24 protein-coding genes are annotated in these 23,053 nt (G+C 65.8%); 8 read left to right on the top strand and 16 right to left on the bottom strand.

Going from position 1 to position 23,053, the window contains the following annotated elements:
- Positions 1-27: 27 nt before the first annotated feature.
- The 7 genes from EYB42_RS06020 (at position 28) to EYB42_RS05990 (ending at position 5,542) form a co-directional block, all read left to right on the top strand.
- Positions 28-210: a hypothetical protein gene (locus EYB42_RS06020; RefSeq protein WP_135448960.1), complete on the top strand. Its 183-nt coding sequence runs from the start codon at positions 28-30 to the stop codon at positions 208-210.
- Between the two features lie 152 nt (positions 211-362).
- A complete protein-coding gene (locus EYB42_RS06015; RefSeq protein ID WP_135448959.1) occupies positions 363-809 on the top strand; it encodes a hypothetical protein in 447 nt (148 codons plus the stop codon).
- Between the two features lies 1 nt (position 810).
- The gene (locus tag EYB42_RS06010; protein ID WP_135448958.1) at positions 811-1,032 is read left to right on the top strand and encodes a helix-turn-helix transcriptional regulator; all 222 of its coding nucleotides are present in this window, start codon (positions 811-813) and stop codon (positions 1,030-1,032) included.
- 84 nt (positions 1,033-1,116) lie between these two features.
- Positions 1,117-2,118 (top strand): NAD(P)-dependent alcohol dehydrogenase, encoded by a 1,002-nt coding sequence (locus EYB42_RS06005; protein WP_167850941.1) that lies wholly within the window; start codon positions 1,117-1,119, stop codon positions 2,116-2,118.
- A 61-nt stretch (positions 2,119-2,179) separates the two neighbouring features.
- Positions 2,180-3,901 carry a DUF4153 domain-containing protein gene (locus EYB42_RS06000; RefSeq protein WP_167850940.1) on the top strand — a complete coding sequence of 574 codons (1,722 nt, stop codon included), beginning with the start codon at positions 2,180-2,182 and terminating at the stop codon, positions 3,899-3,901.
- Between the two features lie 62 nt (positions 3,902-3,963).
- Positions 3,964-4,539, top strand: coding sequence for a heme NO-binding domain-containing protein (locus tag EYB42_RS05995; protein WP_135448955.1), 576 nt, complete (start codon positions 3,964-3,966; stop codon positions 4,537-4,539).
- A gap of 13 nt (positions 4,540-4,552) precedes the next feature.
- Entirely contained in the window at positions 4,553-5,542 is a 990-nt protein-coding gene (locus EYB42_RS05990) for a GGDEF domain-containing protein (protein WP_135448954.1), read from the top strand.
- 9 nt (positions 5,543-5,551) lie between these two features.
- On the opposite strand, the gene EYB42_RS05985 is transcribed toward EYB42_RS05990, so the two are convergent.
- The 10 genes from EYB42_RS05985 to EYB42_RS05940 all read right to left on the bottom strand — a co-directional run bounded on the left by EYB42_RS05985 (position 5,552) and on the right by EYB42_RS05940 (position 16,069).
- On the bottom strand, positions 5,552-6,592 hold the full coding sequence (locus tag EYB42_RS05985) for an ABC transporter ATP-binding protein (protein WP_135448953.1): 1,041 nt from the start codon (positions 6,590-6,592) through the stop codon (positions 5,552-5,554).
- Positions 6,589-7,389, bottom strand: a complete 801-nt coding sequence (locus EYB42_RS05980; RefSeq protein ID WP_135448952.1) for an ABC transporter permease — start codon at positions 7,387-7,389, stop codon at positions 6,589-6,591. The genes EYB42_RS05985 and EYB42_RS05980 overlap by 4 nt, the downstream gene beginning before the upstream one ends.
- A complete protein-coding gene (locus EYB42_RS05975; protein WP_240783998.1) occupies positions 7,379-8,245 on the bottom strand; it encodes an ABC transporter permease subunit in 867 nt (288 codons plus the stop codon). Before EYB42_RS05975 ends, EYB42_RS05980 begins: the two co-directional genes overlap by 11 nt.
- A gap of 135 nt (positions 8,246-8,380) precedes the next feature.
- Positions 8,381-9,595, bottom strand: a complete 1,215-nt coding sequence (locus EYB42_RS05970; protein WP_135448951.1) for an ABC transporter substrate-binding protein — start codon at positions 9,593-9,595, stop codon at positions 8,381-8,383.
- 185 nt (positions 9,596-9,780) lie between these two features.
- Entirely contained in the window at positions 9,781-11,736 is a 1,956-nt protein-coding gene (gene parE, locus EYB42_RS05965) for a DNA topoisomerase IV subunit B (protein ID WP_135448950.1), read from the bottom strand.
- Positions 11,737-12,222: 486 nt separating this feature from the next.
- Positions 12,223-13,431: an NAD(P)/FAD-dependent oxidoreductase gene (locus EYB42_RS05960; RefSeq protein WP_135448949.1), complete on the bottom strand. Its 1,209-nt coding sequence runs from the start codon at positions 13,429-13,431 to the stop codon at positions 12,223-12,225.
- 61 nt (positions 13,432-13,492) lie between these two features.
- On the bottom strand, positions 13,493-13,987 hold the full coding sequence (locus EYB42_RS05955; RefSeq protein ID WP_135448948.1) for a TrmO family methyltransferase domain-containing protein: 495 nt from the start codon (positions 13,985-13,987) through the stop codon (positions 13,493-13,495).
- Positions 13,988-14,074: 87 nt separating this feature from the next.
- A complete protein-coding gene (locus EYB42_RS05950) occupies positions 14,075-14,587 on the bottom strand; it encodes a copper chaperone PCu(A)C (RefSeq protein ID WP_135448947.1) in 513 nt (170 codons plus the stop codon).
- 176 nt (positions 14,588-14,763) lie between these two features.
- On the bottom strand, positions 14,764-15,126 hold the full coding sequence (locus EYB42_RS05945) for a hypothetical protein (protein WP_135448946.1): 363 nt from the start codon (positions 15,124-15,126) through the stop codon (positions 14,764-14,766).
- Between the two features lie 31 nt (positions 15,127-15,157).
- Complete coding sequence (locus EYB42_RS05940) at positions 15,158-16,069, bottom strand: hydrogen peroxide-inducible genes activator (protein WP_135448945.1); 912 nt, start codon at positions 16,067-16,069, stop codon at positions 15,158-15,160.
- Positions 16,070-16,232: 163 nt separating this feature from the next.
- Here EYB42_RS05940 and katG point away from each other — a divergent pair, with 163 nt between their 5' ends.
- On the top strand, positions 16,233-18,401 hold the full coding sequence (gene katG / locus EYB42_RS05935) for a catalase/peroxidase HPI (RefSeq protein WP_135448944.1): 2,169 nt from the start codon (positions 16,233-16,235) through the stop codon (positions 18,399-18,401).
- Positions 18,402-18,562: 161 nt separating this feature from the next.
- Here the strand turns inward: katG and EYB42_RS17300 are convergent, their stop codons facing one another.
- The 6 genes from EYB42_RS17300 to EYB42_RS05910 all read right to left on the bottom strand — a co-directional run bounded on the left by EYB42_RS17300 (position 18,563) and on the right by EYB42_RS05910 (position 23,053).
- The gene (locus tag EYB42_RS17300; protein ID WP_167850939.1) at positions 18,563-18,718 is read right to left on the bottom strand and encodes a hypothetical protein; all 156 of its coding nucleotides are present in this window, start codon (positions 18,716-18,718) and stop codon (positions 18,563-18,565) included.
- A gap of 137 nt (positions 18,719-18,855) precedes the next feature.
- The gene (locus EYB42_RS05930) at positions 18,856-19,194 is read right to left on the bottom strand and encodes a hypothetical protein (RefSeq protein WP_135448943.1); all 339 of its coding nucleotides are present in this window, start codon (positions 19,192-19,194) and stop codon (positions 18,856-18,858) included.
- A gap of 352 nt (positions 19,195-19,546) precedes the next feature.
- Positions 19,547-21,265 carry a methionine--tRNA ligase gene (metG, locus tag EYB42_RS05925; RefSeq protein ID WP_135448942.1) on the bottom strand — a complete coding sequence of 573 codons (1,719 nt, stop codon included), beginning with the start codon at positions 21,263-21,265 and terminating at the stop codon, positions 19,547-19,549.
- Between the two features lie 99 nt (positions 21,266-21,364).
- On the bottom strand, positions 21,365-22,201 hold the full coding sequence (locus EYB42_RS05920; protein ID WP_135448941.1) for a DMT family transporter: 837 nt from the start codon (positions 22,199-22,201) through the stop codon (positions 21,365-21,367).
- A gap of 166 nt (positions 22,202-22,367) precedes the next feature.
- Complete coding sequence (locus EYB42_RS05915; RefSeq protein WP_240783996.1) at positions 22,368-22,595, bottom strand: DUF3253 domain-containing protein; 228 nt, start codon at positions 22,593-22,595, stop codon at positions 22,368-22,370.
- Positions 22,592-23,053, bottom strand: a complete 462-nt coding sequence (locus EYB42_RS05910; RefSeq protein ID WP_240783993.1) for a methylated-DNA--[protein]-cysteine S-methyltransferase — start codon at positions 23,051-23,053, stop codon at positions 22,592-22,594. The genes EYB42_RS05915 and EYB42_RS05910 overlap by 4 nt, the downstream gene beginning before the upstream one ends.

Below are 23,053 nucleotides of genomic sequence, written 5' to 3'. Positions count from 1 at the left end.
AGCGAGGAACCCTGCATCGAGCAAATCGTGCAGAACAAGACCCAAGAGCTTGTGGGCCGGATGATGGAAATTGTCTTGACGCAGCCCGAGAGGATCGAGGCGCTTCAGCTGAAGATGCAGGAAATCGGCGGCCGTGCACAAGGCCCGGGCAACGACCTGAAGGCCCGCCGCAAGGCGCTTGGCCAGATGCTGGCCGAACTGGCGAAGTGACGGTCGCACCTGGGGCGGGCCCCATCAGCCCGGCATTCGCCGCACAGGGGGGCAATCGGAAAAGGAAGGTCATGTTTCCCTTACATCAGGTAAAGAATCTTTGACCCGAAGTCTGCCCTGCCATACCCAGGCGCAAGTGCAGGAGACTGAACATGTCCTACGGTGAACGCGAAGCGCTTTCCGGGTTGATCACCAGCCTGATCGTGATCGGCCTGTTCCTGTCGCAGCTCGCCCGTCAGCAGGCGGCGGGTGTCTTCGACGGGCCGGACGGGCTGATGCTGTGGGCGCGATCGGTCCTGATCCTGATCGGCTGGTCGATCGGCATTGCCATCGCGGTGACCATCCTGTCCACCATCCTGCACGGCCTTCTAACCGGCGAGAAAGCCGACCACCGCCGCGACGAGCGCGACCGTGACATCGACCGTCGTGCGCTGACGTGGGCGTGGTATCTTCTGTCCTTCGGCCTGCTCGGCATCATCATCGGCCTTGCCATCGGTGACAGCGCCTTCAAGGCCATGAACATGGTCCTTGCGCTGTGCATCTTCTCCGAAACATTCCGGGACGCGGCCAAGCTGGTGCTCTACCGTCGTGGGGTCTGACATGGCCCGCCCAGCCGGACACGTCGAGAACCGCATACGCCGCCTGCGCTTTGATGCCGGCGAGATGACGCAGAAGGATCTTGCCGACCGCGTGGGCGTGACCCGGCAGACCATCCTTGCGATCGAGAACGGCAAGTATTCCCCGACGCTAGAACTTGCCTTCCGCATCGCCCGCGTTTTCGACGTGCCGCTGGATCAGGTCTTCAGCTATCGCGACGACTGAAGGCTTTGTCCGTACCTATGCGCGCAGGCACAGCTGCTGGGCATGCCGCAAGACCCGCTTCCGGCCCCAAGATTCGGACACGACATGCAAGTTGCCTGCTACACGGCCTACGGACCGCCCGAAACCATCGCATTCATCGAAGCGCCCGTCCCTGTTCCCGGGCCCGGCGAAGTGCTGGTGCGGGTCCGCGCCGCGCCGGTCACGGCAGGGGACGCGCGGCTGCGATCGGGCAAGGTTCCGCGCGGGCTTGGTCTTCTGCTGCGCATGGTGATCGGCCTGCGCCGGCCGCGCGTCGCGCCCGGCTGGGCATTCTCGGGCGAGGTGGCGGCGCTTGGCCGCGAGGCAGGGGATTGGGCGGTCGGCCAGCAGGTCTTCGGACTGACCGGTTTCAAGGGCGGTGCGCATCGCGAGTTCCTGAAGATCCCGTCAGGCGGCTGCCTGCTGCCCCTGCCCGAAAGCCTCGGCGCCGAAGAGGGCGCAGCCTTCTTCTTCGGCGGGCTGACTGCGGCCGAATTCCTGATCGACCGCGCCCGGCTGGCACCCGGCGAGCGCCTTCTGGTCTGCGGCGCGACCGGCGCGGTGGGCGGCGCTGCCGTCCAGATCGGCCGGCACCTGGGTGCCAGCGTTGCTGCCACCGCCTCGCCCGGCAACCACGCACTGGCCCGCGAGCTGGGCGCCGATAGTGTCACCGACTACCGCGGCCCGCCACCCGAGGGCCCCTTCGACGTGATCCTCGACGTAATGGGCGCCCTTGGATGGGCCGGCGCCGGGCCCCTTCTGGCCCCCGAAGGCCGGCTGGTGCTGGTTACTGCCGACCTGTCCGGGATGCTGGGGGCCGCGCTGCGCCCGCGGCGCGACGGGCGGCAAGTGATCACCGGGACCAGCCGCGAAGACCTGCCTGCCATGCGCCGCCTGCTGTCGCTGCACCAGGCTGGCGGTTACCGACCGATCGTCGGACCGGTCCTGCCCTTCACCGACCTGGTGCGGGCCCATGCCCTGGCCGAGGGGTTCCACAAGCCTGGCAATATTGTCGTGGTCATGCCGGAACGCCCGATATCATCCCTGGGGACTTGGCAAGGCTCATGAAATCCTGACTATGGCGGGCGAACGGCGGCACGAACAACGCCGGAAAGCCGGGAGGGCAGAAATGACCGCGCAACTGATGGAGCGCTGGTGGCAGGCAGCTTTCGGCGCCGCCGGAGGGGCCGCGGTCTGGGCCGTCGTGGACGCGGCCGAGCGTGGCGCACTTGGCGACCGCCCGGCACTGATCCTGCTGGCCCTGCTGGCAACCTTTCTGGCCGCGACCCTTGCGATGGCCGGGCCGATCGGCCTGTGGCGCGCCTTGCCACGTGCGCTTGGCCATGCGCTGGTTACCGCGGCCCTGGTCTGGCTTGGCGGTCTTCGGTTCGACACCGGGCTTCCGGGATCGCCGATCTCGATCCTTGCAGTGGTGACAGTGGCCACCCTGCCCGTTCCCTTCATGATCGGCGCTGCGCGCAACGGCTGGCGCGATTACCCGTGCCTTTTCCTTGAAGCCTGGTCCGTCGTCGTGCGCTTTGCCGCGGCCCTTACGTTTACCGGTCTGGTCTGGCTGGTGATCTATCTGTCGGATCAGGTTCTGCAGATTGTCGGAATCCGCGCGATTGCCGACCTTCTGCGCCATTCGGTGGTGCCCATGGTGATCACCGGCGCCGTCCTGGGCCTTGGCATGGCGGTCGTCTACCAGATGGCAGAGCTGCTGTCGCCCTATCTGGTCCTGCGGCTGTTCCGTCTGCTGCTGCCAGTGGTGCTGGCGGTCATTCTGGTCTTTCTGCTTGCGCTGCCGTTTCGGGGTCTGTCCGGCCTTGTCGGCGGACTGTCGCCGGCGCTGCTGCTTCTGGCCCTGGTCGGGGCAGGGATTTCGCTGGTCTCTGTCGCCATCGACCAGACCGATGCCGAGGCCACGCAAAGCCAGCTGCTGCTCCGTGCCACGCAGGCGACTGCGACGCTGCTGCCGTTCCTCTCGGCGCTGGCGGCCTGGGCGGTCTGGCTGCGCGTCGAACAGTATGGCCTGACGCCGGACCGGCTGTTCGTCGCGCTTGTCGCCGGGCTGGGGCTGGCCTATGGGCTGGCCTATGCCGTGGCGGTGCTGCGCGGGCCCGGCTGGATGGAACGCATCCGTCAGACCAACATCCGCATGGCGCTGGTGGTGATCGGGCTTGCGGCATTGTGGCTGACGCCGCTTCTAAATGCCGAGGCCATTTCGGCACGCAATCAGCTGGCCCGCTATGACAGTGGCCGCACTGCGGCCAAGGATCTCGACATAGAGGCCCTTCGCTCCTGGGGACGCCCGGGTGCCGAGGTTCTGGCCGCTCTTGCCGAGCGCGCGCAGGCTCCGGGGCAGGAGGCGCTGGCCGACCGCCTCGCCGGCAGGGCCGAGACAGGCGAAGCGAACCGTGCGTCGCTGGCCACGGTCCTGTCAGGGCTGATGCCTGTCCAGCCCGAGACGGCAACCGGCACGCGCGACATCCTTCTGGCCGCGGCGCAGGACTACCAGCTGCGCGACTGGAAGGCCCAGTGTGAACGCGGCCAGTCAAGCGGCCGACCGGGCTGCCTGATGGCCGTGGCCGACCTGCTGCCGAACCGGCCCGGCGAAGAGGCGATACTGATCCTGGAACGCGGCAGCGACTATCTTGAACTTCAGGGCCTTTACCTGGGCGATGATGGGCTGCTGGTCAGCCGTTCGGTCCTGCGCAGCGATGGCGGCTACATCCCCAGCGAAGAAATTGCCGACCTGCTGGAGGCCTGGCGCATGGCCCCGCCTCCGCTGACCGCAGCCCCGATCAACCAGCTTGGCACCGGCGAAGCCGGGCTGCTGATCATGCCATGACCTGAGGGGCATTCTTAACCATTGCCGCCTACCCTGCGCAGGAAAACGCGGAGGGTTCGGTCATGGATGCGCTGATGCTGCGGTCGCTGCAGGGTTACATCATTGATACGTTCGGCACATCCGTCTGGCAGGCAGTCTGCCGCCGGGCCGCCCTTCCGGGCGAGACTTTCGAACCGATGCTGCGCTATGCTTCCGGCACGGCAGACCGTGTCGCGCGACATGCCGCCGAAGTCCTGGGGCGCCCCGTCGAAACGATATGGGAAGACATGGGAACCTATCTGGTCACCAACCCGGATAATGATGGGGTTCGCCGCCTGCTTCGGTTTGGCGGCATGGGCTTTGTGGATTTCCTGCATTCTCTGGAGGAAATGCCAGGCCGCGCCCGTCTAGCCTTGCCCGATCTCGAGATGCCCGAGGTCGAATTGCGCGAACTTGGCCCCGACCGCTTCGAGATCCGCTGCCGATCCGAACCGGGCGGCATGACCAGCGTCCTTGTCGGGATCCTGACCGCGATGGCGGACGATTACGGTGTGCTCTGCCTGATCGAACCCGGGCCGCTCGGGACCATCCAGGTGAAAATCCTGGACTGTGCGCATTCCGCGGCCCGCCGCTTCGATCTTGCCCGACCGGACCACTAGGAGGGAAAAGGCCATGCCCGGACCCGTCTGCCCTTTGCCTGTCGATGGCCTGTCGCGCTTCATGCCGATGTATCTGTTGCTGGATGGCCAGGGAACGATTCTCAGCGTGGGGCCGACGCTGGCCCGCGTGCTGGATGGCATCCCGCCCCCGGGCGCAAGGTTCGAAGATCTATTCGAAGTTCGCTCTCCGGGTGGTGCGATGACGGTGGCCGAGGTGCTGGACCGCGCCGGACAGCGCTTTCGCCTGATGCCGCGAAACCGGTCGAAGATCGGCCTGCGCGGGGTCGGCATGCGGCTTGACGAGGGCAGGCTGATCCTGCTGAACCTGTCGTTCGGGATCGATCTGATTGCCGCGGTGCGCAAGTTCTCGCTTTCGGACGCCGACTTTGCCGCAACCGACCTGGCCATGGAACTGCTTTACCTTGCCGAGGCGAATGCCGCCGTCACACGCGAACTTCGGGCCCTTAACCTGCGGCTGGAAGGGGCACGCATGGCGGCCGAGGAAGAGGCGCTGACCGATCCGCTGACCGGGCTGCGGAACCGGCGCGCGGCCGATCTGCTTCTGGAACGACTGTGCGCCGCCAAGGCTGGTTTCGGCCTGCTGCACATCGACCTCGACTATTTCAAGAAGGTGAACGATAGCCTTGGTCACGCCGCCGGTGATCACGTTCTGGCAACTGTTTCCCGCATCCTTGCTGACCAGATCCGGGCTGATGATTGCGCGGTGCGGATCGGCGGTGACGAATTCGTTGTGATCATCGTGAACCGGACCGAGGAACGGGTTCTGCGCACGATTGCGGAACGGATCATTGCACGCGTGTCGGACCCGATCGACGCCCAGGGCAGCGAGGTGCGGATCTCGGCCAGCGTGGGCATCGCCCGCTCGGTCGATCTGACGCCCTGCGAGCCAGCCCGCATTCTGGCCGAAGCCGACCGCGCGCTTTATGCGGCAAAGCGTGCCGGCCGTGGCCGGGCGGTTCTGCTTGCCCCGCAAGGCAACTGATACCTGGCGTCAGCCGGCTGCGTCGGGTATTACCCACAGCGCATCGACAGGAAGTGACACTTGGATCGGATCCCCCGGCGCAAAGTGGCGTGCCGTGTCGGGCGCGACCAGCGCCTCCAGCCTCTGCCCGGCAAGCACGATCGTCAGCCGGGTCTGGCTGCCCAGAAACGTTCGTTCCAGCACCTGTCCGACACGTGCATCCGGGCCAGGGCCAAGGCGCAGCGCCTCGGGGCGGATCGTCAGTGTGCCTGGCCCTTCGGAGGCGTCCGACGGTAGCGGCAGGCGACCGAGCGCACATTCGAAGGCACCTTGCACACAACGACCCGGCAGAAAGTTCACCCCGCCGATAAAGCGCGCCACGGCAACCGAGGCCGGGCGCGCGAAGATCTCGTCCGGCTCGGCTTCCTGCGCAAGGCGCCCGTCCAGCAGCAGTGCCACGCGGTCGGCCAGAACAATGGCCTCGCTCTGGTCATGGGTGACGACCAGGGTGGTAATCCCGGTCTCGCGCTGCAGCGCGCGGATCAGGCCGCGCATCTCTTCGCGCAGCGCGGCGTCAAGGTTCGAAAGCGGTTCATCAAGAAGAAGCAGCCTCGGCTTCAGCACAAGGGCGCGGGCGAGCGCACCGCGCTGCTGCTGGCCCCCCGACAGCTGGTGCGGACGGCGCGATCCGAGGCCGGAAAGCTGCACGCGCTCCAACATCGCGCCGACGCGGTCGTGGATCTCGGCCGAGGGCAGGCCGCGCATCCTGAGGCCGAAGCCGACGTTTTCTGCCAGAGTGAGATGCGGGAAGAGCGGCGCATTCTGGAACACCATGACCACCCCGCGCCGTTCGGGTGGCAGGGGCAGCAGCGACCGGTCGTCCAGCCGGATGTCACCCGTGTCAGGGGCCAGAAGGCCCGCGACCATGCGCATCACGGTGGTCTTTCCCGCGCCCGAAGGGCCAAGAAGCGCCGTCACCCCGCCCCGTGGAACGGTCAGCGACAGATCCCGGACCGTCGGGCGCACCGCGCCGGGATAGGTCTTCGTCAGCAAATGAAGCTCAAGGGTCACGGGCCGGCCATCAGTGCAGGATGCCGGCCCGTCACCTGCCGCGCGGTCAGTGCGACGACCAGGACGCCGGGCAGGATGTAGATCAGCGCGATGGCCCCGGTCACGTCGTTGCGGCCGGCAGCGGCAAAGCTGTAGAGCAGGAGCGGCAACGTCTGAACCCGCCCACTGCCGACCGCGAGGGTCAGCAGATACTGCGACCATGAAACGAGGAAGGCGAAAAGGCAGGCGGTCAACAGACCAGGCGCGATGGCCGGCAGGGTGACATGACGCCAGACCTGCCAAGGCGCCGCACCCAGAGAGCGGGCCTGATCCTCGTGTACGGTGTCGAATCGGGCAAAGACGGCGGCCATGATCAGCACCATGTAGGGCAGCGTGGGGATGAGGTGGGCAAGGATCACCCCACCCGTGCCGCCGGTCAGGCCAAGGCGCAGGAACACGCCATGCAGCCCCGGCGCGATGGCGATGGCCGGTATCAAGGCCGGGGCGATCATCAGCAGCAGGACCAGCCGCTTGCCGCGGAAATCGTGCAGCCCCAGCGCCCGGCCCGCAGGCACCCCGACAAGGGCGGCAAGGGCGGTGGTCGCCAGTGCGATCCAGATGGTGATCCAAAGGCTTTGCAGAACGCCCGAGGGGGCGGAAAGGGCGTAGTCCCATGCCTTCAGCGACCAGGCGCGCGGCAGCAGGTCGGGGAAACGCCAGCCATGCGCAAGGGACCAGATCGCCAGCGGCACCATCGGCAGGATCAGGGCCAGCGCCAGCAGGGCTGCGCCGATGATCTGCCAGTGATTAGACCGCATCGCGCCCCCCTTTCCGCAACGCCACACGCGCGTAAAGCGCCAGCAGGACGGCACCGATCAGGGCGATGACAATGGCCATGGCATGGGCCTGGGGCCTGGTGGCCAGATCGATTGCGGTGAAGCTGCGCCATGCGGCGACCGGCAGCGCCTCGGGCGCGTGGGCCCCCAGAATCAGAGGTATCTCATAGGCCCCGAAGGCAAAGGCAAAGACAAGAGCCGAGGCAGCGGCAAGCGCGGGCATGAGCAGCGGCAGCAGGACATGGCGAAACACCTGCCAGCGGTTTGCGCCAAGGCTGCGAGCGGCGGCTTCATGCTCGGGCCTGATCGACTGCAGACTGGCCAGCAGGATGAGGCCGATGAAGGGAACCTCTTTCCAGACGTAGGTCAGGATGATGCCGATGGCGAAAGGATCATGGGTGAGCGGCGGAAATTCTGACGGTGCGCCGATCAGGCCGCCGGCGTGGGCAAGGCGGGCAAAGCTGCCGGATTGGGACACAAGATAAAGGATGCCGACGGCGCCGACGACATGCGGGATGGTAAGGTTGATCTGGAAGAGGAACGAGATGATCGCCCGACCAGTGAAGGTCTGACGCAGCAGAAGCGCAGCACCAAGCGCAAGGGTGGACGCAATCAGCGTGGAAGCGGTTGCGATCCACAGCGAAAGGCCCAGCGAGGTCAGAAAACCGGGTGCGGTCAGGACGGCAGCATAGGCGCCAAGATCGGGATCCGTCAGGCCAAGGGCGGGTATGTAGCGGAATGAACGCAGCAGCGAAAGGCCCAGCCCGGTCAGGAAAAGCCCGCCGAGCACCAGAAGCGCGGGCGCCAGCATCAGGGCAAGTCGGCTACGGTCGGTCACACGGGGGCTTTCGCTGCGGTGGCTTGAGTTAAGTCACTCCAGCTTGCGCGAAGCGGGACAGACGGACAAGCGGGGCCCGCCATCCATGCACCTCGCGCAGGCCTTGCGACGGGGCGAATACGGCATGAAAAGCAGTCAGTTCCCGACGTTTGCCTTCCAGCCTTCCTCGATGGCTACCAGCCAATCGGCCTGAAGTTCGGGCAAGGCAGCACGGGCCAGCTCCTCGGAAGGGACTACCGACGGGTGGCCCTTGATCGCGGCAAAGCCAGCCTGAACCTCGGGCGTGGTGCGGGTGATCTCGATGGCGGGGGCGGCGCCCCAGACCTCGGTCCTGGCTTTCTCGAGCTGAGCCTCGCCCGACAGCAGCACATTCTGCACGACCATCGCGGCCGCCTTGTTGGGCGAATTGAACGGGATCAGCGTGTAGTTGGTATTGCCTATGGTGCCATCGGTCAGACCGAACGATCGCACCGTATCGGGGTAGATGCCTGCCTGCACCGCAATGCCGAACTGTGCGGGATCGTAATTGAAGGTAAAGGCCACCTCGCCGTTGGCGAACAGTTCGTTCAGCTGGGTGATTGTGGTCGGATAGGTCGCGCCCCCGCGCCAGAGGAAGGGTTCGATCTCGTTCAGGATGGCCCAGGTTCTTGCCGCCACCACATCGAAAGTCGCCTGGTCGAAGGGCCCCAGCAGCGCGTCGGGCCCGCCCGCGGCATGATAGAACACATGCCGCACGAAGACAGAGCCGGTGAAGTCCGGCGGCGCGGGATAGGTGAATCGGCCAGGGTTGGCCTTGATCCAGTCGATCAGCGCGGCCATGTCCTGCGGCGGGTCGGGCAGCGTCGCGCTGTCGTGGGCGAAGGCGAACTGGACGGTGTTCCACGGCACTTCGCAACCATCGACCGGCACGCCGAAATCGTTGGCTATGGCCGGGTTGTCCCAGTTCACCAACGCGTTGTTCGGCAGAAGATCGGTGTAACCGCAGAAGGCCAGGTCCGCCTGTTTCATCGACCGGAAGTTCTCGCCGTTGATCCAGATCAGATCGACGCTGCCGGAATCCGTGATCCCAGCCTCCTTTTCGGTCAGGACAAGGTTCACGACCTCGGCCGCATCGGTGATCGGCACGCGGTTCAGCGTGATGTCATGGTCGCGCTTCAGCACAGCTGCGACGTAATCGCTGACATAGGCATTGATGTTGTCGGCGCCCCCCCACATGAACCAGTTGACCGTGCCACCGCGCGCCTGTTCGACGATTTCGTCCCAGGTCATCGCCTTCAGCGCCTCGCCATCGGCGGTATCGGCAGCGGCGGCGGTGGTCAGAAGCAGAAAGACGACAAGGCTGCGAAGCATGACAGGATCCCGGTTACATGGCGTGGCCTTTTCAAGCCGAAAAATGCGGCCCCTGCCAGTCACATGCGCATGTGCCGGCTGAAATGGCCCGGATGATGCGACCACCGCGCGACGACATCGATGTGCGGGGGCGGGTCCGCAAGGGCGAAGAAAGAAGAGCTGTCACATAATCCGCGCAAGTCGGATCACACATCCAGCTCCTCCACGAACCTCGCGTTCTCCTGGATGTACTGGAACCGCAGCTCGGGCTTCTTGCCCATCAGCCGCTCCACCAGATCATTCGTATCTCCCGGCTCGTCCTCGTCGATCGACACCCGGATCAGCTTGCGGGTCGCGGGGTTCATCGTGGTCTCCTTCAGATCCTTCGCGTCCATCTCGCCCAGACCCTTGAAGCGCTGCACGTCGATCTTGCCCTTGCCGCCCAGTCCCTTCGCAAGCCAGGCCTCCTTCTCGGCATCGTCGGCGACATAGACCCGCCGCGCCCCCTGCGTCAGCCGGTAGAGCGGCGGGCAGGCGAGGTAGAGATGGCCCTTGTCGATCAGGGGGCGCATCTGGGTGAAGAAGAAGGTCATCAGCAGCGAGGCGATATGCGCGCCGTCCACGTCGGCGTCGGTCATGATGATGATCTTCTCATAGCGCAGGTCGTCGAGGCGGAACTTCGACCCCATGCCGGTCCCCAGCGCCTCGCAGATGTCGCGGATCTCGGCGTTCTCGGTCAGCTTGGCGGAGGCGGCGCCGAGGACGTTCAGCACCTTGCCGCGCAGGGGCAGGAGCGCCTGGAAATTGCGGTCGCGCGCGCCCTTGGCGGAACCGCCCGCGCTGTCGCCTTCGACGATGAACAGCTCGGTCCCCTCGCGCGACTTGGCAGAGCAGTCGGTGAGTTTGCCGGGGAGCCGCAGCTTCTTGGTCGCGGTCTTGCGGGCGGTTTCCTTTTCCTCGCGCCGCCGCAGGCGTTCCTCGGCGCGCAGGACGAGGAAGTCGAGGATCGCGCCGGCCGATTTCGGGTCGGCGGCAAGCCAGGTGTCGAAATGGTCGCGGACGGCGTTTTCGACCCATTTCGCGGCTTCCTCGGTGGACAGCCGGTCCTTGGTCTGGCCGACGAAGCTGGGTTCGCGGATGAAGATGGACAGAAGCGCGCAGCCACCGGTCAGCAGGTCCTCGCGGGTGATCTGGTCGGCCTTGCGGTTCTTCACCCGCTCGCCATAGGCGCGGATGCCCTTCAGGATTGCGGCCCAGAAGCCGGTCTCGTGCGTGCCGCCTTCCGGCGTGGGGACGGTGTTGCAGTAGCTGTGCAGCCAGCCGTCCTGCGCCGGCGTCCAGTTGATCGCCCATTCGACCGAACCGGGGACGCCGTATTTCTCCTCGAAGCTGACGCGGCCGGCAAAGGGGCGTTCGGAGTAGGTGGTGACCTTGCGGAGCGAGTCGTTCAGGAAGTCGGCCAGGCCGCCGGGAAAGTGGAAAGTGGCCTCCATCGGCGTGTCGCCGTCAGGTATGGCCGATTTCCAGCGGATTTCCACGCCCGAAAAGAGATAGGCCTTGGACCGCGTCATCTTGTAGAGGCGGGCGGGTTTCAGCGTCTGGTGGCCGAAGATTTCCGGGTCTGGGTGGAAGGTGACCCAGGTGCCGCGGCGGTTCGGGGTGGGGCCAAGCTTCCGCACCGGACCTTGGGGGATTCCGCGCGAGAAGCTTTGTTCGTAAAGTTCCTTGTTGCGGGCGACCTGAACGACCATGCGGTCCGAGAGCGCGTTGACCACCGAGGAGCCGACGCCGTTCAGGCCTCCGCTGGTGGAATAGGCCTTGTTCGAGAACTTGCCCCCGGCGTGCAGCGTGCAGAGGATGACCTCGAGTGCGGACTTGTCGGGGAATTTGGGGTGGGGGTCCACGGGGATACCGCGGCCGTTGTCGCGCACGGTGACCGAGCCGTCGTCATGCAGTTCGACCTCGATGCGGGTCGCATGGCCGGCCACGGCCTCGTCCATCGCGTTGTCGAGAATTTCGGCGACCATATGATGAAGCGCCCGTTCGTCGGTGCCGCCGATATACATGCCGGGTCGCTTGCGGACCGGTTCCAGCCCTTCCAGCACCTCGATCGAGGAGGCGTCATAGGTCGCGGCGGCCTGGGAGAGGAGGTCGTTCGGCATCTAGGTTATCCTGCTAAGGCGTCAGGCATTAGATCACCCATGGGGGGACAGGCGCAAGATGTGGGGGCTGAAACCGCCGCGCCTGTGGCCCAGGGATCATCCGTCGAACCGGCGCCCGCCATCTGGGCCAGATCGTGGACCTTTGCCTGAAGAAGGACGGGTCGGGCCTTCAGGTCTTCAAGGCGGCCAACAACGAGAATGCAGTGCAGCAACCGAATATGGAACTGCTGGCGCGCTTCTTCCTCAACGTTCGGCTGTCGCGCCAGGTGGGCCAACGCGCGGGGCTTCTGTCCAACCGGAAGATCCGCAAGGCTCCCGGATTGCGGAAGAACAATGCCCGCGGAATTCCCTGCCCTGAACCCGCCCTCACCGAGGGGCGCCACGCCAAGCCGGAAGTTCTGCCCCTCGCCTTGGCCGCGCCGACAAGCAGACAGAGCCAAAGGATGCCGCTTCGTCGGTCCGGGCCAATTGCACAGAACCCACCCCTCAGATCACCGCTGCTTCGACGACGCCGCGGCCCTCGGCGACCCGGTCGTAGTGGAAGGGTGACAGGTCCAGGCTGCGGTAGGCGCCATGAATGATCCATTCCGCCGTGCCGCGCCCCATGGCCGGGGCCTGTTGCAGCCCATGGCCTGAAAAGCCGTTCAGGAACAGGAAGTTCGTGATTTCAGGGTGCGGACCGGTCACCGCATTCTGGTCAAGCGTGTTGAAATCGTACTGTCCGGCCCATTCGCTGATCACTTTCACCGCCTCGAATGCAGGGATGCGCGTGGCGATGGCGGGCCAGATCTTTTCCAGCCAGAGGTCGGGGTCCATCGTGAAATCGTCCGGGTCGGCCTCTGGGTCGTGGTCGGCGTGGCCGCCGGCCATGTAGGTGCCGCCGCCGACCTCGCGCACGAAGGCGCCGGTAGGGTCGATGGTCAGGGGCAGCGGTCGGTCCAGCGGGGTTTCCGCCTGGATCACCCAGTTGTAGCGCTTGCGCGGTTCGATGGGCAGGCGGATGCCGGCCATCGCCGCCACGCGCCCCCCGCGCGTGCCAGCGGCGTTCACGATCAGGCCGCAGCCGATGCGGCCGCCAGAGGCAAGACGGACCCCCGTGACCCGGCCCTGCCCCACGTCAAGACCCGTGACCTCGTCGGCCAGATATTCCACCCCGGCTTCGCGCGCCTTGCGGCGGAACCAGTCGAAGACGGTGTAGCCGTCGAAATAGCCCTCGTCCCGCGTGTTCAGGCTGCCAAGGATTAGGTCGTCCACCCGGCAGAAGGGGAATTCGGCCGCGATCTGGTCGGGGGTCAGCAGCCGCGTGCCTGCCCCGGCTGCGGCCTGCACCGCCTGATTGGCGCGCAACGTGGCAGCGAATTCGGGGGTGTCCGCCAGGTAGAGATAGCCAAAGTTCTGGATCTTCAACTCAGGCACGCGCTCATCGCCGCCCATCTGCTGGCGCAGCGACTGCACGAATTCCGCCCCGAACTGCGAGATGCGGATGTTCAGCTCGGTCGAGAACTGCTGGCGGATGCAGGAGAAGCTCAGCGCAGTGGCGGCCTTCTGATAGGTCGGATCACGTTCGACAACAAGAATGCGCCCCCCAAAGCCCAGGCGTGTCAGCCACCAGGCGGCAGACGAACCCATGATCGCCCCGCCGACGATGACGACATCGTAGTGCCCATGTTTGGGTTGCGCTGCATCACCCGGCATCCCGGCCCCCCCCTTCCTGCACCGTGCTTGTCCGCGGGTGTAGCCGAGCCTTCCAGCCGCTTCAATCGGCGCCGGTTTCCGGTGGAACATCGACCGAGCGAAGCCAGGGTTTCAGGTCGAGCAGTGGCGTGCCGTCATAGGCATCCAGCGCATCGAAGATCAGCGTGCCGTTTTCGGCATCAAGGTCGAGCAGCCGCACTACAGCCAGGGCAATCGGGTTCGGACGGGCGGGCGACCGTAGCGCGAAGGTGCCGGTCGGCCGGTCGCGGTGCGCCGGGTGCTGCACGATCAGATCGCGCCGCGCCGCGCCCGTCCAGTAAAGAAGAATTACCGCCTGGCCCGGTGAAAGGCCCTGAAGGCCGGGGCGGAAGGGCGCATTGATCCGGGCCTGACAATCTCCGCCCAGCGCACGCGCCTCGCGCAGGTTCTTCGGGCAGCGTCCGCGCGTCCACGGAGTGCGCAGATGGCCGATAAAGCAAAGCCCGGCGTCGGTCGCGCTGCCCGGATCGAAGGGCAGAGCAACTTCGCCGGGCCGCATGGGTCTGTCTGCAGGCATGGGCACCTAATCCGTGTCAGGCGGGGCTGGACGGCCTTTGGCGCAGTCTGGCCCCGTCCGCACGGCCATGCCAGCAGAAACCTCGGCTCAGCCGCCCGTTCCGTGGCCCATGGAGGAATGGTCCATCGGCGCCGCCCCTTGCTGCCCCGTGGGCGGGTCGATCTGGAACTCGATCTCAACCCGACCGGCCCGTTCGAAGATCAGGATACCCTTGTGCATTTCGCCTTCGGTCAGCTTGGCCTTCAGGCCCATGAACATGATGTGGTAGCCACCATGTTGCAGATTGACGGTCCCGCCCGGGGGAATCTCGATGAATTCGACGGGGGTCATGGTGCCAACGCCGTTTTCATCGACCTTGCTTTCATGCGTCTCAACCTTCATCGCGATGTCGCTTTCGGCGCCGATCAGGCGGTCGGGTTCGGTGCCGGTGTTCACGATGGCCATGAAGCCCCCCGCAGCCTTGGCGCTGGCGGGCGGCTGGGGAATGTGGGGGTGGATGATCTGGATGTCGCCGGCCGTCACCTCATGGGCGAAGGCCGAGGGGGCAAGGGTCGGGGCAGCCAGCAGAAGCGCGGCGGCAAGAGCAAGAAGTCGGGGCATGTGTCGGTTCCTCGGGTTGGTTGATCTGGAAAGGGGCCCCTTCCGGCGCGGGGCCGGAAAGGGCCAGTCGGGGGCCCGCCGATCTTGCGGGACGCCTCCCGCCATGCGGGCCACGGGAAAGGGAAAAGGCAGGCGGAGGCTTCAGAAAGCCGCTCGGCACCGCCGGGTGGCAGCGGTCAGGCGGAGGGCGGGCCCTGCGGGCTGTGCGCGGGGTCGAGGATCCGGGCCGTGATCCGCGCTTCGCGCGGAGCGGCAACGCAGGCGACAAGAGCAAGCTCAAGGTCGATCAGTGCCGTGGTTGCAGGCGGCAGGTCGGCAGATCCCGTGATCTGGCAGGCCAGACAATGGGCATCGCGCGAACTGCCGACTGGTGCACCTCCACAGAGGTCATCCGGCGTCACGCCATTGGCCAGCGCGAAAACAAGCGCCTGATCCTGCGCATCGGGCATCTTGTGCGCAAAGCCGGTCGCGGTCAGCGAGACCGTGACGGCAACCAGCAGCAGAAGCCGGTGAAGGACATGGAAGACTTTCGCGACCATGCGCAGGGCATGGGGCAAAGCGACGGCGCAGTCAAGCCGCCGAAGCGGCCTGCGGCATCACGTCCGGGGGATGCAGCACGACGGCAAGCTCTGCCAGACGGTCGGCCAGCGGGTTCGACTTGCGCCAGACCAGGCCGATGGTCCGACCCGGACGCGGCTTCGGCAGACGGTCGATGACCACGGCGGCGGATCGGGTTTCCAGGGCGGCGGCCATTTCCGGGATCAGGGTCACGCCGATTCCGGCCGCGACCATCTGCACAAGGGTGGACAGTGACGAGCCCTCGATGATCTCGCCCGCGGGCAGGCGCGGCAGCTTGCAGACGCTGATCGCCTGGTCGCGGAAGCAGTGGCCTTCCTCCAGCAGCAGCAGCTGCATCCGGCCCAGCTGGTCCAGCGTCGGGACCGGCTGACCCGCCTGCGCGGCGGGGCGGACCAGCAGGAATTCCTCGTCGAACAGCGGATGTTCGGCCAGCGATGGCTCGGAAACCGGCAGGGCCACAAGCGCCAGGTCGATCCGCCCCTCGGTCAGGTCGCGCACCAGCCGCGAGGTCACCGCCTCGCGCGGGTGGACGGACAGGTCAGGAAAGCGGTCGGCGAGCTGCCGGATGAGGTGCGGCAGGAAATAGGGCGCGATGGTGGGGATCACGCCCAGCCGCAGACGCCCCGACAGAGGCCCGGACGAGGCGCGGGCCAGCGCAGCCAGTTCATCGACGCTGCGCAGAACATCGCGAGCACGCTGGGCGAAATCCTCGCCCAGCGGCGTCAGGCGAATCTGCCGAGGCCCGCGTTCGACCAAGGGGGCGCCAAGGATGTCCTCAAGCTCCTTTACCTGCAAGGACAGCGCGGGTTGCGAGATGGCCGAAGCCTCCGCCGCCCGGCCGAAGTGGCGATGGCGAGCCAGCGCCTCGAAATAGCGCAGGTGTTTCAGTGTCAGCTGTGACATCAGAATAAATTATGGCAGCGATTGGAAAATGAAAATTCCTTTTATCAATGGCTCGTGTTACCGGTTTGACATGGCCTTTGCGGACAATTGGTCGCCCTTCCGGTTCCGAAGGGCGCTTCCCACATGTCTGCAAGGCAGCCACGAGCCATACGAGGAGAGCAAGATGGACGGCAACGATATCGGACGGTCGGGGAAATGCCCGGTCGTGCATGGCGCGATCACCGAAACCGGAAACTCGGTCATGGAATGGTGGCCGAAATCCCTGAACCTCGACATCCTGCATCAGCACGACACCAAGGTGCAGCCGCTCAAGGGCTTCAACTACCGCGAGGAAGTGAAGAAGCTGGACTTCGACGGGCTGAAGCGCGACCTGATGGCGCTGATGACCGACAGCCAGGACTGGTGGCCGGCCGACTGGGGCACCTACGCGGGCCTGTTCATCCGCATGTCCTGGCACGCGGCGGGCACCTACCGCATGGCTGATGGCCGTGGCGGGGCCGGCACCGGCAACCACCGCTTCGCCCCCCTGAACAGCTGGCCCGACAACGCCAACCTCGACAAGGCCCGCCGCCTGCTTTGGCCGATCAAGAAGAAATACGGCAACCGGATCAGCTGGGCTGACCTGATGGTGCTGGCCGGCACCGTGGCCTACGAATGGGCAGGGCTCAAGACCTTCGGCTTCGGCTTCGGGCGCGAAGACATCTGGCACCCCGAAAAGGACACCTGGTGGGGGTCGGAAAAGGAATGGCTGAAGGACGAACGCTACCCCACGAAGGAGGATCGGACCTCACTGGAAAATCCGCTGGCGGCGGTGGTCATGGGGCTGATCTACGTCAACCCCGAAGGCGTTGACGGCAAGCCCGACCCGCTCAAGACGGCGCAGGACGTGCGCGTGACCTTCGCCCGCATGGCGATGAACGACGAAGAGACCGTGGCGCTGACCGCCGGCGGCCACACGATCGGCAAGGCGCATGGCAACGGCAGTGCAGCGGACCTCGGGCCCGAGCCCGAAGGCGCCGACATCTCCGAACAGGGTCTGGGCTGGATGAACCACAAGACCCGCGGCGTCGGCCGCGACACCGTGACCAGCGGCATCGAAGGCGCCTGGACCACGCACCCGACCAAGTGGGACAACGGCTATTTCCACCTGCTGCTGAACTATGACTGGGAGCTGAAGAAGTCCCCCGCCGGGGCCTGGCAGTGGCAACCGGTCAACATCAAGGAAGAGGACATGCCGGTCGATGTGGAAGATCCCTCGATCCGCCGCATGCCGATCATGACTGACGCCGACATGGCGATGAAGATGGACCCCATCTACCGCGAGATCAGTGAGCGTTTCGCCAAGGATCACGCGGCCTTCTCGGACGCCTTCGCCCGCGCCTGGTTCAAGCTGACCCACCGCGACATGGGGCCGAAGGTCCGCTATCTCGGGCCTTGGGTGCCGGCCGAAGATCTGATCTGGCAGGATCCGGTGCCGCAGGGCCCGACCGGCTGGGGCGTGGCGTCCGTCAAGGCGAAGATCGTGGCATCGGGTCTGTCGGTGCAGGACATGGTCGCCACCGCTTGGGACTCGGCGCGCACCTTCCGCGGGTCCGACAACCGCGGCGGCGCGAACGGCGCCCGCATCCGTCTGGCCCCACAGAAGGACTGGGAAGGCAACGAACCCGCGCGGCTGGCGCGCGTGCTGTCGGTGCTGGAACCCATCGCGCATGAGGCCGGCGCCTCGGTCGCAGACGTGATCGTGCTGGCGGGCAATGTCGGCGTCGAGATGGCGGCGAAGGCCGCGGGCTTCGACGTAACCGTACCCTTCCATCCCGGCCGCGGTGATGCGAGCGCAGAGCAGACCGATGCCGAAAGCTTCGCGGTGCTCGAGCCGCTGGCCGACGGCTTCCGCAACTGGATGAAGAAGGACTATGTGGTCACTGCCGAAGAGCTGATGCTCGACCGGGCGCAGCTGATGGGTCTGACCGCGGTCGAAATGACCGTGCTGGTCGGTGGCATGCGTGCCATGGGCACCAACCACGGCGGCACCGCGCATGGCGTCTTCACCGACCGTCCGGGCGCGCTGACGAACGACTTCTTCGTCAACCTGACCGACATGGCCTACAAGTGGGTGCCGAAGGGGACGAACCTCTACGAAGTCCAGGACCGCAAGACCGGCGCCGTGAAATGGACGGCGACTCGGGCGGATCTGGTGTTCGGATCGAACTCGATCCTGCGCGCGTATGCCGAGGTCTATGCTCAGGACGACGCGAAGGAGAAATTCGTGAACGACTTCGTGGCAGCCTGGACCAAGGTGATGGAAGCCGACCGCTTCGACCTTCGGGCCTGAGACGGAACGGGGCGGCCTTCGGGCCGCCCCTTTTCATTTCGCCGGCACGGCGGCTTTATGCTGCTGCACTTCAAGGCGATGTCACATGCCCTACGCCGCACCGTGCTACTGGAACAGAGTGACGAGCAGCCGAACTTGCACGGCCGCAGGAAGGTGATGGATCAGTCCGATCCGGTGATGCTTGCACCGGATTGCACGGCGATCATCTCTTTCGGCGCGAAGACGACGATCAGCACACCGGCATAGACGGCAAGAAAAAGGGCAATGGCAGCGTAGTTTCTGAACGACTTGCGTCGGGATGGCAGAACATCTGTCATGTCGGGCTCCTTATTGTTGGCAGCGACTCGGGTCCCACGGTCACGACCTTACCATCAGAACGCGCGGCACGTCGCCCCAAGTTCTGCCCCTGAGCGGAACTTCGTCCCACTCAGACCCGCCTTAGGCGGAAATCCATCTAATCTGCACGAATTTCTGCGCGCGCGAAGGGAAGTTGTTGCCATGCGGCATCGAAAGACCGGCCAGTTTCCCGGCCGGTCGCATGCGGTGCTTCGGATACGGGATCACTAACAGACGTACCAGAAGTCGCAGTAGCCGTACCAGCCGCACCAGTATTCCCAATAGCAGGCCCCCGGGAGCGGGCTTCCGCTTCGCCGCGCAGGGCGTCGGCCCGGGCGACGATCAGCGGGTCATCGGGCGCCATGGCCATGGCCTCGGCCAGCACGGCACCAAGGTCCATCTGCTTGCCGCCGGATTCGATTGTGGTGCCTTCGGCAGCCTTCACCATCATCTGCACGGCGGAAAGCAGCGCAAGCGGATCCCGGTTCGCAGGGCCATAGCTGAGCAGGGCGGTAGCGATGGTCAGGGTGCTTTTCGCCGCGGCCGTTCGACCGGGTTCTTTCCGGGTGTGTCCTGGGTGATGGCGGGGGCCGCGCCGAGGGGTGGCAGAGCAAGAGCAAGAGCAAGAGCAAGAGCAGCAAGAGTTCTTTTCGTGGCGGTCGCCAGATAAAATGCAGAGGGCCAAGGCAAGGAATGGGTGCCCCGGTTGCCGCAGGGCAAGCCTGCCTCAGCGCCTGGCACCGATCACCTGAAATTCGCGGTCATGCATGTCTGATGCGGCACGGGGCGGGATTGCACCGCCCCAGCCATCAGGAGCGGACGCCCGAGAAACGGACCTGCCAGTCGGCACGCTCTTCGTCGGTGATCTTGCGGAACAGGTTGTCCGGCACCGTGAAGCCGTGGCTGGGCGGCAAGGCACGGATCGCGGTCGAGACATCGGCAGGCCAGGTCCAGTCATCTGAACCCATGGCCCGCATCATCGCGTCGGCAGCGTCGGGAATGAACGGGGCCGACAGGATGGCATAGACGCGAATCAGGTTGAGGCTCAGGCGCACGATGGCCTGGGCCTTCTCGGGATCGGTCTTGACCACCGACCAGGGCGCGGCCGATTGCAGATATTCGTTACCGATCACCCAGATCGCGCGCAACTCGGCCGCAGCCTTGCGGACCTCCATCTGTTCCATGTGTCGGGTATAGTCCGCGATCCGCGCGCCAAGATCGGCGATCAGTGCAGTTTCCAGCGGGCCAAAGTCGCCCGCAGCAGGGATTTCATTACCGAACTTCGCCACCGCGAACTTGGTTACACGGGACACAAGGTTGCCCAGAACATCGGCCAGATCCTTGTTGACCGAGGCCTGGAAGTTTTCCCAGGTGAATTCGCTGTCCGCGCTTTCGGGGGCGTGCGACAGCAGCCACCAGCGCCAGTAGTCGGAAGGCAGGATGGACAACGCTTGGTCCATGAACACGCCGCGGCCCTGGCTGGTCGAGAACTGGCCGCCGTCATAGTTCAGATAGTTGAAGGATTTGAGGTAATCGACAAGCTTCCACGGCTCGCCCGACCCCAGGATCGTGGCGGGGAAACTGAGGGTGTGGAAGGGCACGTTGTCCTTGCCCATGAACTGGTAATAGGTCACGTCGTGGGCGCCCTTGTCGGTGCGCCACCAGCGTTCCCAGGCCGCGTCCCCAAGCCCGTGCGCATCGGCCCATTCGGCGGTCGCGGCAATGTATTCGATAGGGGCGTCGAACCAGACGTAGAAGACCTTGCCTTCCATCCCCGGCCAGGGCTGGTCGCCCTTCTTCACCGGGATGCCCCAGTAGAGATCGCGGGTGATGCCGCGGTCCTGCAACCCGTCTCCGTCGTTCAGCCATTTCTTCGCGATCGAGGTGGTCAGGATCGGCCAGTCGGTCTTCGAATCGATCCAGGCTTCCAGCTTGTCCTTCAGCGCGCGCTGTTTCAGGTAGAGGTGCTTGGTCTCGCGCACCTCGAGGTTCGTCGAGCCGGAGATCGACGAGCGCGGGTTGATCAGGTCGGTCGGGTCGAGCTGCTTGGTGCAGTTCTCGCACTGGTCGCCGCGCGCGGCCTGATAGCCGCAGTTCGGACAGGTGCCGGTGATGTAGCGGTCGGGCAGGAAGCGGTTGTCGTCGATGGAAAATATCTGCTTCTCCACCACTTCCTCGATGAAGCCGTTCTCGGCCAGCTTGCCCGCGAAATGCTGGGTGAGCCGGTGGTTGCGCTGGCTGGACGACCGGCCGAAATGATCGAAGGAGAGACGGAAGCCTTCGGCCAGCTTCTTCTGCACCTCGTGCATCTCGGCGCAGTATTGCTCGACCGGCTTGCCCGCCTTGGCGGCAGCCAGTTCGGCCGGCGTGCCGTGTTCGTCGGTGGCGCAGATGAACATGACCTCGTGCCCCATGGCGCGGTTGAAGCGCGCGAAGAGGTCCGCGGGCAGCTGGCTGCCTACCAGGTTGCCCAGATGCTTGATCCCGTTGATGTAGGGAATGGCCGAGGTGATGAGGATCCGTGCCATGTCTGCGCCTTCCTTGAGTCCGGCGCCTGATTATCCCAAGCCGGGGGAAAGGGCCAGCGGGTGCAGGGCCAGGGACCACGTGTCCCCGCGCCATCCCGGCTAAAGGCGCATCAGCATCACGCCGGCAACAATCACGACCGCAGCCAGCGCCTTCTCGCCGTTCATCCTTTCACCGAAGGCCAGCCAGCCGATCAGCACGGCAAAGAGGATCGAGGTCTCGCGCAGGGCCGCCACCACGGCAATCGGGGCCAGGGTCATCGCCCAGATCGACACCGCATAGGCCCCATAGCTTGCGGCCGAGGCAACCGCCCCCATGCGCCAGGCCTGCCAGTTCCGCGGGATCACGTCCCAGCCACGCAAGGCGAGCATGCCAAGGGTAAAGAAGGTTCCGTCCGCGACGAAGACCCATGCGACATAGGCCGCGGCCGACCCCGAGACCCGCGCCCCCATCCCGTCGATCAGCGTATAGGTCGCAGTAGCCAGCGCCGAGCCAAGCGCGAAGGGCAGAAGCTTGCGGTCCTCGCCGCTGGTGAAGACCCCCCGCGCCATCAGCAGGATACCCGCCGCCAGCACGGCAATGGCAAGGTATTCCCGCGCTGTGACGGCATCGGCCAGAAACAGCGCGCCGATCAGCGCCACCACCATCGGCGCGGCGCCGCGGGCGATCGGATAAACCCGGGAAAGATCGCCCCGGTCATAGGCATAGGTCAGGAAGAACTTGTAGGCGAAATGCGTGCAGCCCGCCGCGATCACCCAGGGGATCGCCGCCGGGTCGATTGCAGGGGTAAACAGCACCACCGCAAGGCCAATGGGAACTTCGACGATCGACAGGATCACCATCCCCCCGACCTTCGAGGTGCCGAGCTTGATCAGCGCGTTCCACAGCGCATGCAGGAAAGCTGCGCCAAGGACGGCCAGAAAGACGCCTAGGGTCAAAGCGCACCTGTCATGAAACCGTTACCGACTGGCTAGGCCTTTGCGTGCGGCGCGGCAAGCCGGGCGATAAGTCCAGACACAGGGTTTCTGTAGACCACGCGACCGGCAAGGGCATCTCCCCTCCCCCTTGCGGGAAGGGGATGGGGGTGGGGGGCACCGGTCGAAGTCACCGCAGCCGCAGCCGGATCGGCCCCTTCGCCGCAACCGGATCGACCTCGGCCCCGCCCTGGATCGCCATGATCTCGGGCATGGTGGCGGCCACGGCCCGCACCTCTGGCATCAGGGGCCGCCAGTCCACCGCCAGCGCCCTTGCCACTTCGGAAGGGCAAAGCGACCGGTCCCGCCCCCGGGCCAGGGCCAGATCGAGGATCACGGCGCGGATGCGCTCGGTCACAGGAGCAGCGCCCCCTCATGGCGCAGCAATGCGGCCTTGGTCTCGACCCCGCCCGGGGCGGAGAAGCCGCCGAACCAGTCGGTGCCGGTGACCCGGTGACAGGGGATGAGGATCGGCAGCGGGTTCGCGCCGCAGGCCTGGCCTACGGCCTGCGCCGGGGCGCCCAGCGCCTTGGCGATCTGGCCGTAGGTCCGGGTCTCGCCCATCGGTATCCCGGCCATCGCCCGGCGCACGTCGCCGTTCAGCCCCTCGCCCCAGTCGAGGGCCAGATCGAACCGCGTGAGGCGCCGGTCGAAATAGGCGCACACCTGCCGCGCCGCCTCTTGCAGAAGCGGCGTGGGCTCGCCGGGGTCGTCGCGCCAGTCGACGCCCACGAGGCGCCCGCCGCCCTCGACCAGAGTGACCGGCCCGAAAGGCGTCGGGACGGTGATCCGCGTAGGGTGGGCAATCCTGCCCAC

The sequence above is a fragment of the Tabrizicola caldifontis genome (assembly GCF_004762095.1).
GTDB classification, from domain to species: domain Bacteria; phylum Pseudomonadota; class Alphaproteobacteria; order Rhodobacterales; family Rhodobacteraceae; genus Tabrizicola; species Tabrizicola caldifontis.
This window is presented reverse-complemented; position numbering and strand designations above follow the sequence as displayed.

Coding starts and splice junctions, on each gene's coding strand:
- EYB42_RS05970 (WP_135448951.1), bottom strand. CDS start 9,595: ATGCTTCGCAGCCTTGTCGTCTTTCTGCTTCTGACCACCGCCGCCGCT.
- EYB42_RS06000 (WP_167850940.1), top strand. CDS start 2,180: ATGACCGCGCAACTGATGGAGCGCTGGTGGCAGGCAGCTTTCGGCGCC.
- EYB42_RS05950 (WP_135448947.1), bottom strand. CDS start 14,587: ATGCCCCGACTTCTTGCTCTTGCCGCCGCGCTTCTGCTGGCTGCCCCG.
- EYB42_RS05940 (WP_135448945.1), bottom strand. CDS start 16,069: ATGTCACAGCTGACACTGAAACACCTGCGCTATTTCGAGGCGCTGGCT.
- parE (WP_135448950.1), bottom strand. CDS start 11,736: ATGCCGAACGACCTCCTCTCCCAGGCCGCCGCGACCTATGACGCCTCC.
- EYB42_RS05980 (WP_135448952.1), bottom strand. CDS start 7,389: ATGCGGTCTAATCACTGGCAGATCATCGGCGCAGCCCTGCTGGCGCTG.
- EYB42_RS05960 (WP_135448949.1), bottom strand. CDS start 13,431: ATGCCGGGTGATGCAGCGCAACCCAAACATGGGCACTACGATGTCGTC.
- EYB42_RS05955 (WP_135448948.1), bottom strand. CDS start 13,987: ATGCCTGCAGACAGACCCATGCGGCCCGGCGAAGTTGCTCTGCCCTTC.
- katG (WP_135448944.1), top strand. CDS start 16,233: ATGGACGGCAACGATATCGGACGGTCGGGGAAATGCCCGGTCGTGCAT.
- EYB42_RS06005 (WP_167850941.1), top strand. CDS start 1,117: ATGCAAGTTGCCTGCTACACGGCCTACGGACCGCCCGAAACCATCGCA.
- EYB42_RS05995 (WP_135448955.1), top strand. CDS start 3,964: ATGGATGCGCTGATGCTGCGGTCGCTGCAGGGTTACATCATTGATACG.
- EYB42_RS06015 (WP_135448959.1), top strand. CDS start 363: ATGTCCTACGGTGAACGCGAAGCGCTTTCCGGGTTGATCACCAGCCTG.
- EYB42_RS05945 (WP_135448946.1), bottom strand. CDS start 15,126: ATGGTCGCGAAAGTCTTCCATGTCCTTCACCGGCTTCTGCTGCTGGTT.
- EYB42_RS17300 (WP_167850939.1), bottom strand. CDS start 18,718: ATGACAGATGTTCTGCCATCCCGACGCAAGTCGTTCAGAAACTACGCT.
- metG (WP_135448942.1), bottom strand. CDS start 21,265: ATGGCACGGATCCTCATCACCTCGGCCATTCCCTACATCAACGGGATC.
- EYB42_RS05990 (WP_135448954.1), top strand. CDS start 4,553: ATGCCCGGACCCGTCTGCCCTTTGCCTGTCGATGGCCTGTCGCGCTTC.
- EYB42_RS06010 (WP_135448958.1), top strand. CDS start 811: ATGGCCCGCCCAGCCGGACACGTCGAGAACCGCATACGCCGCCTGCGC.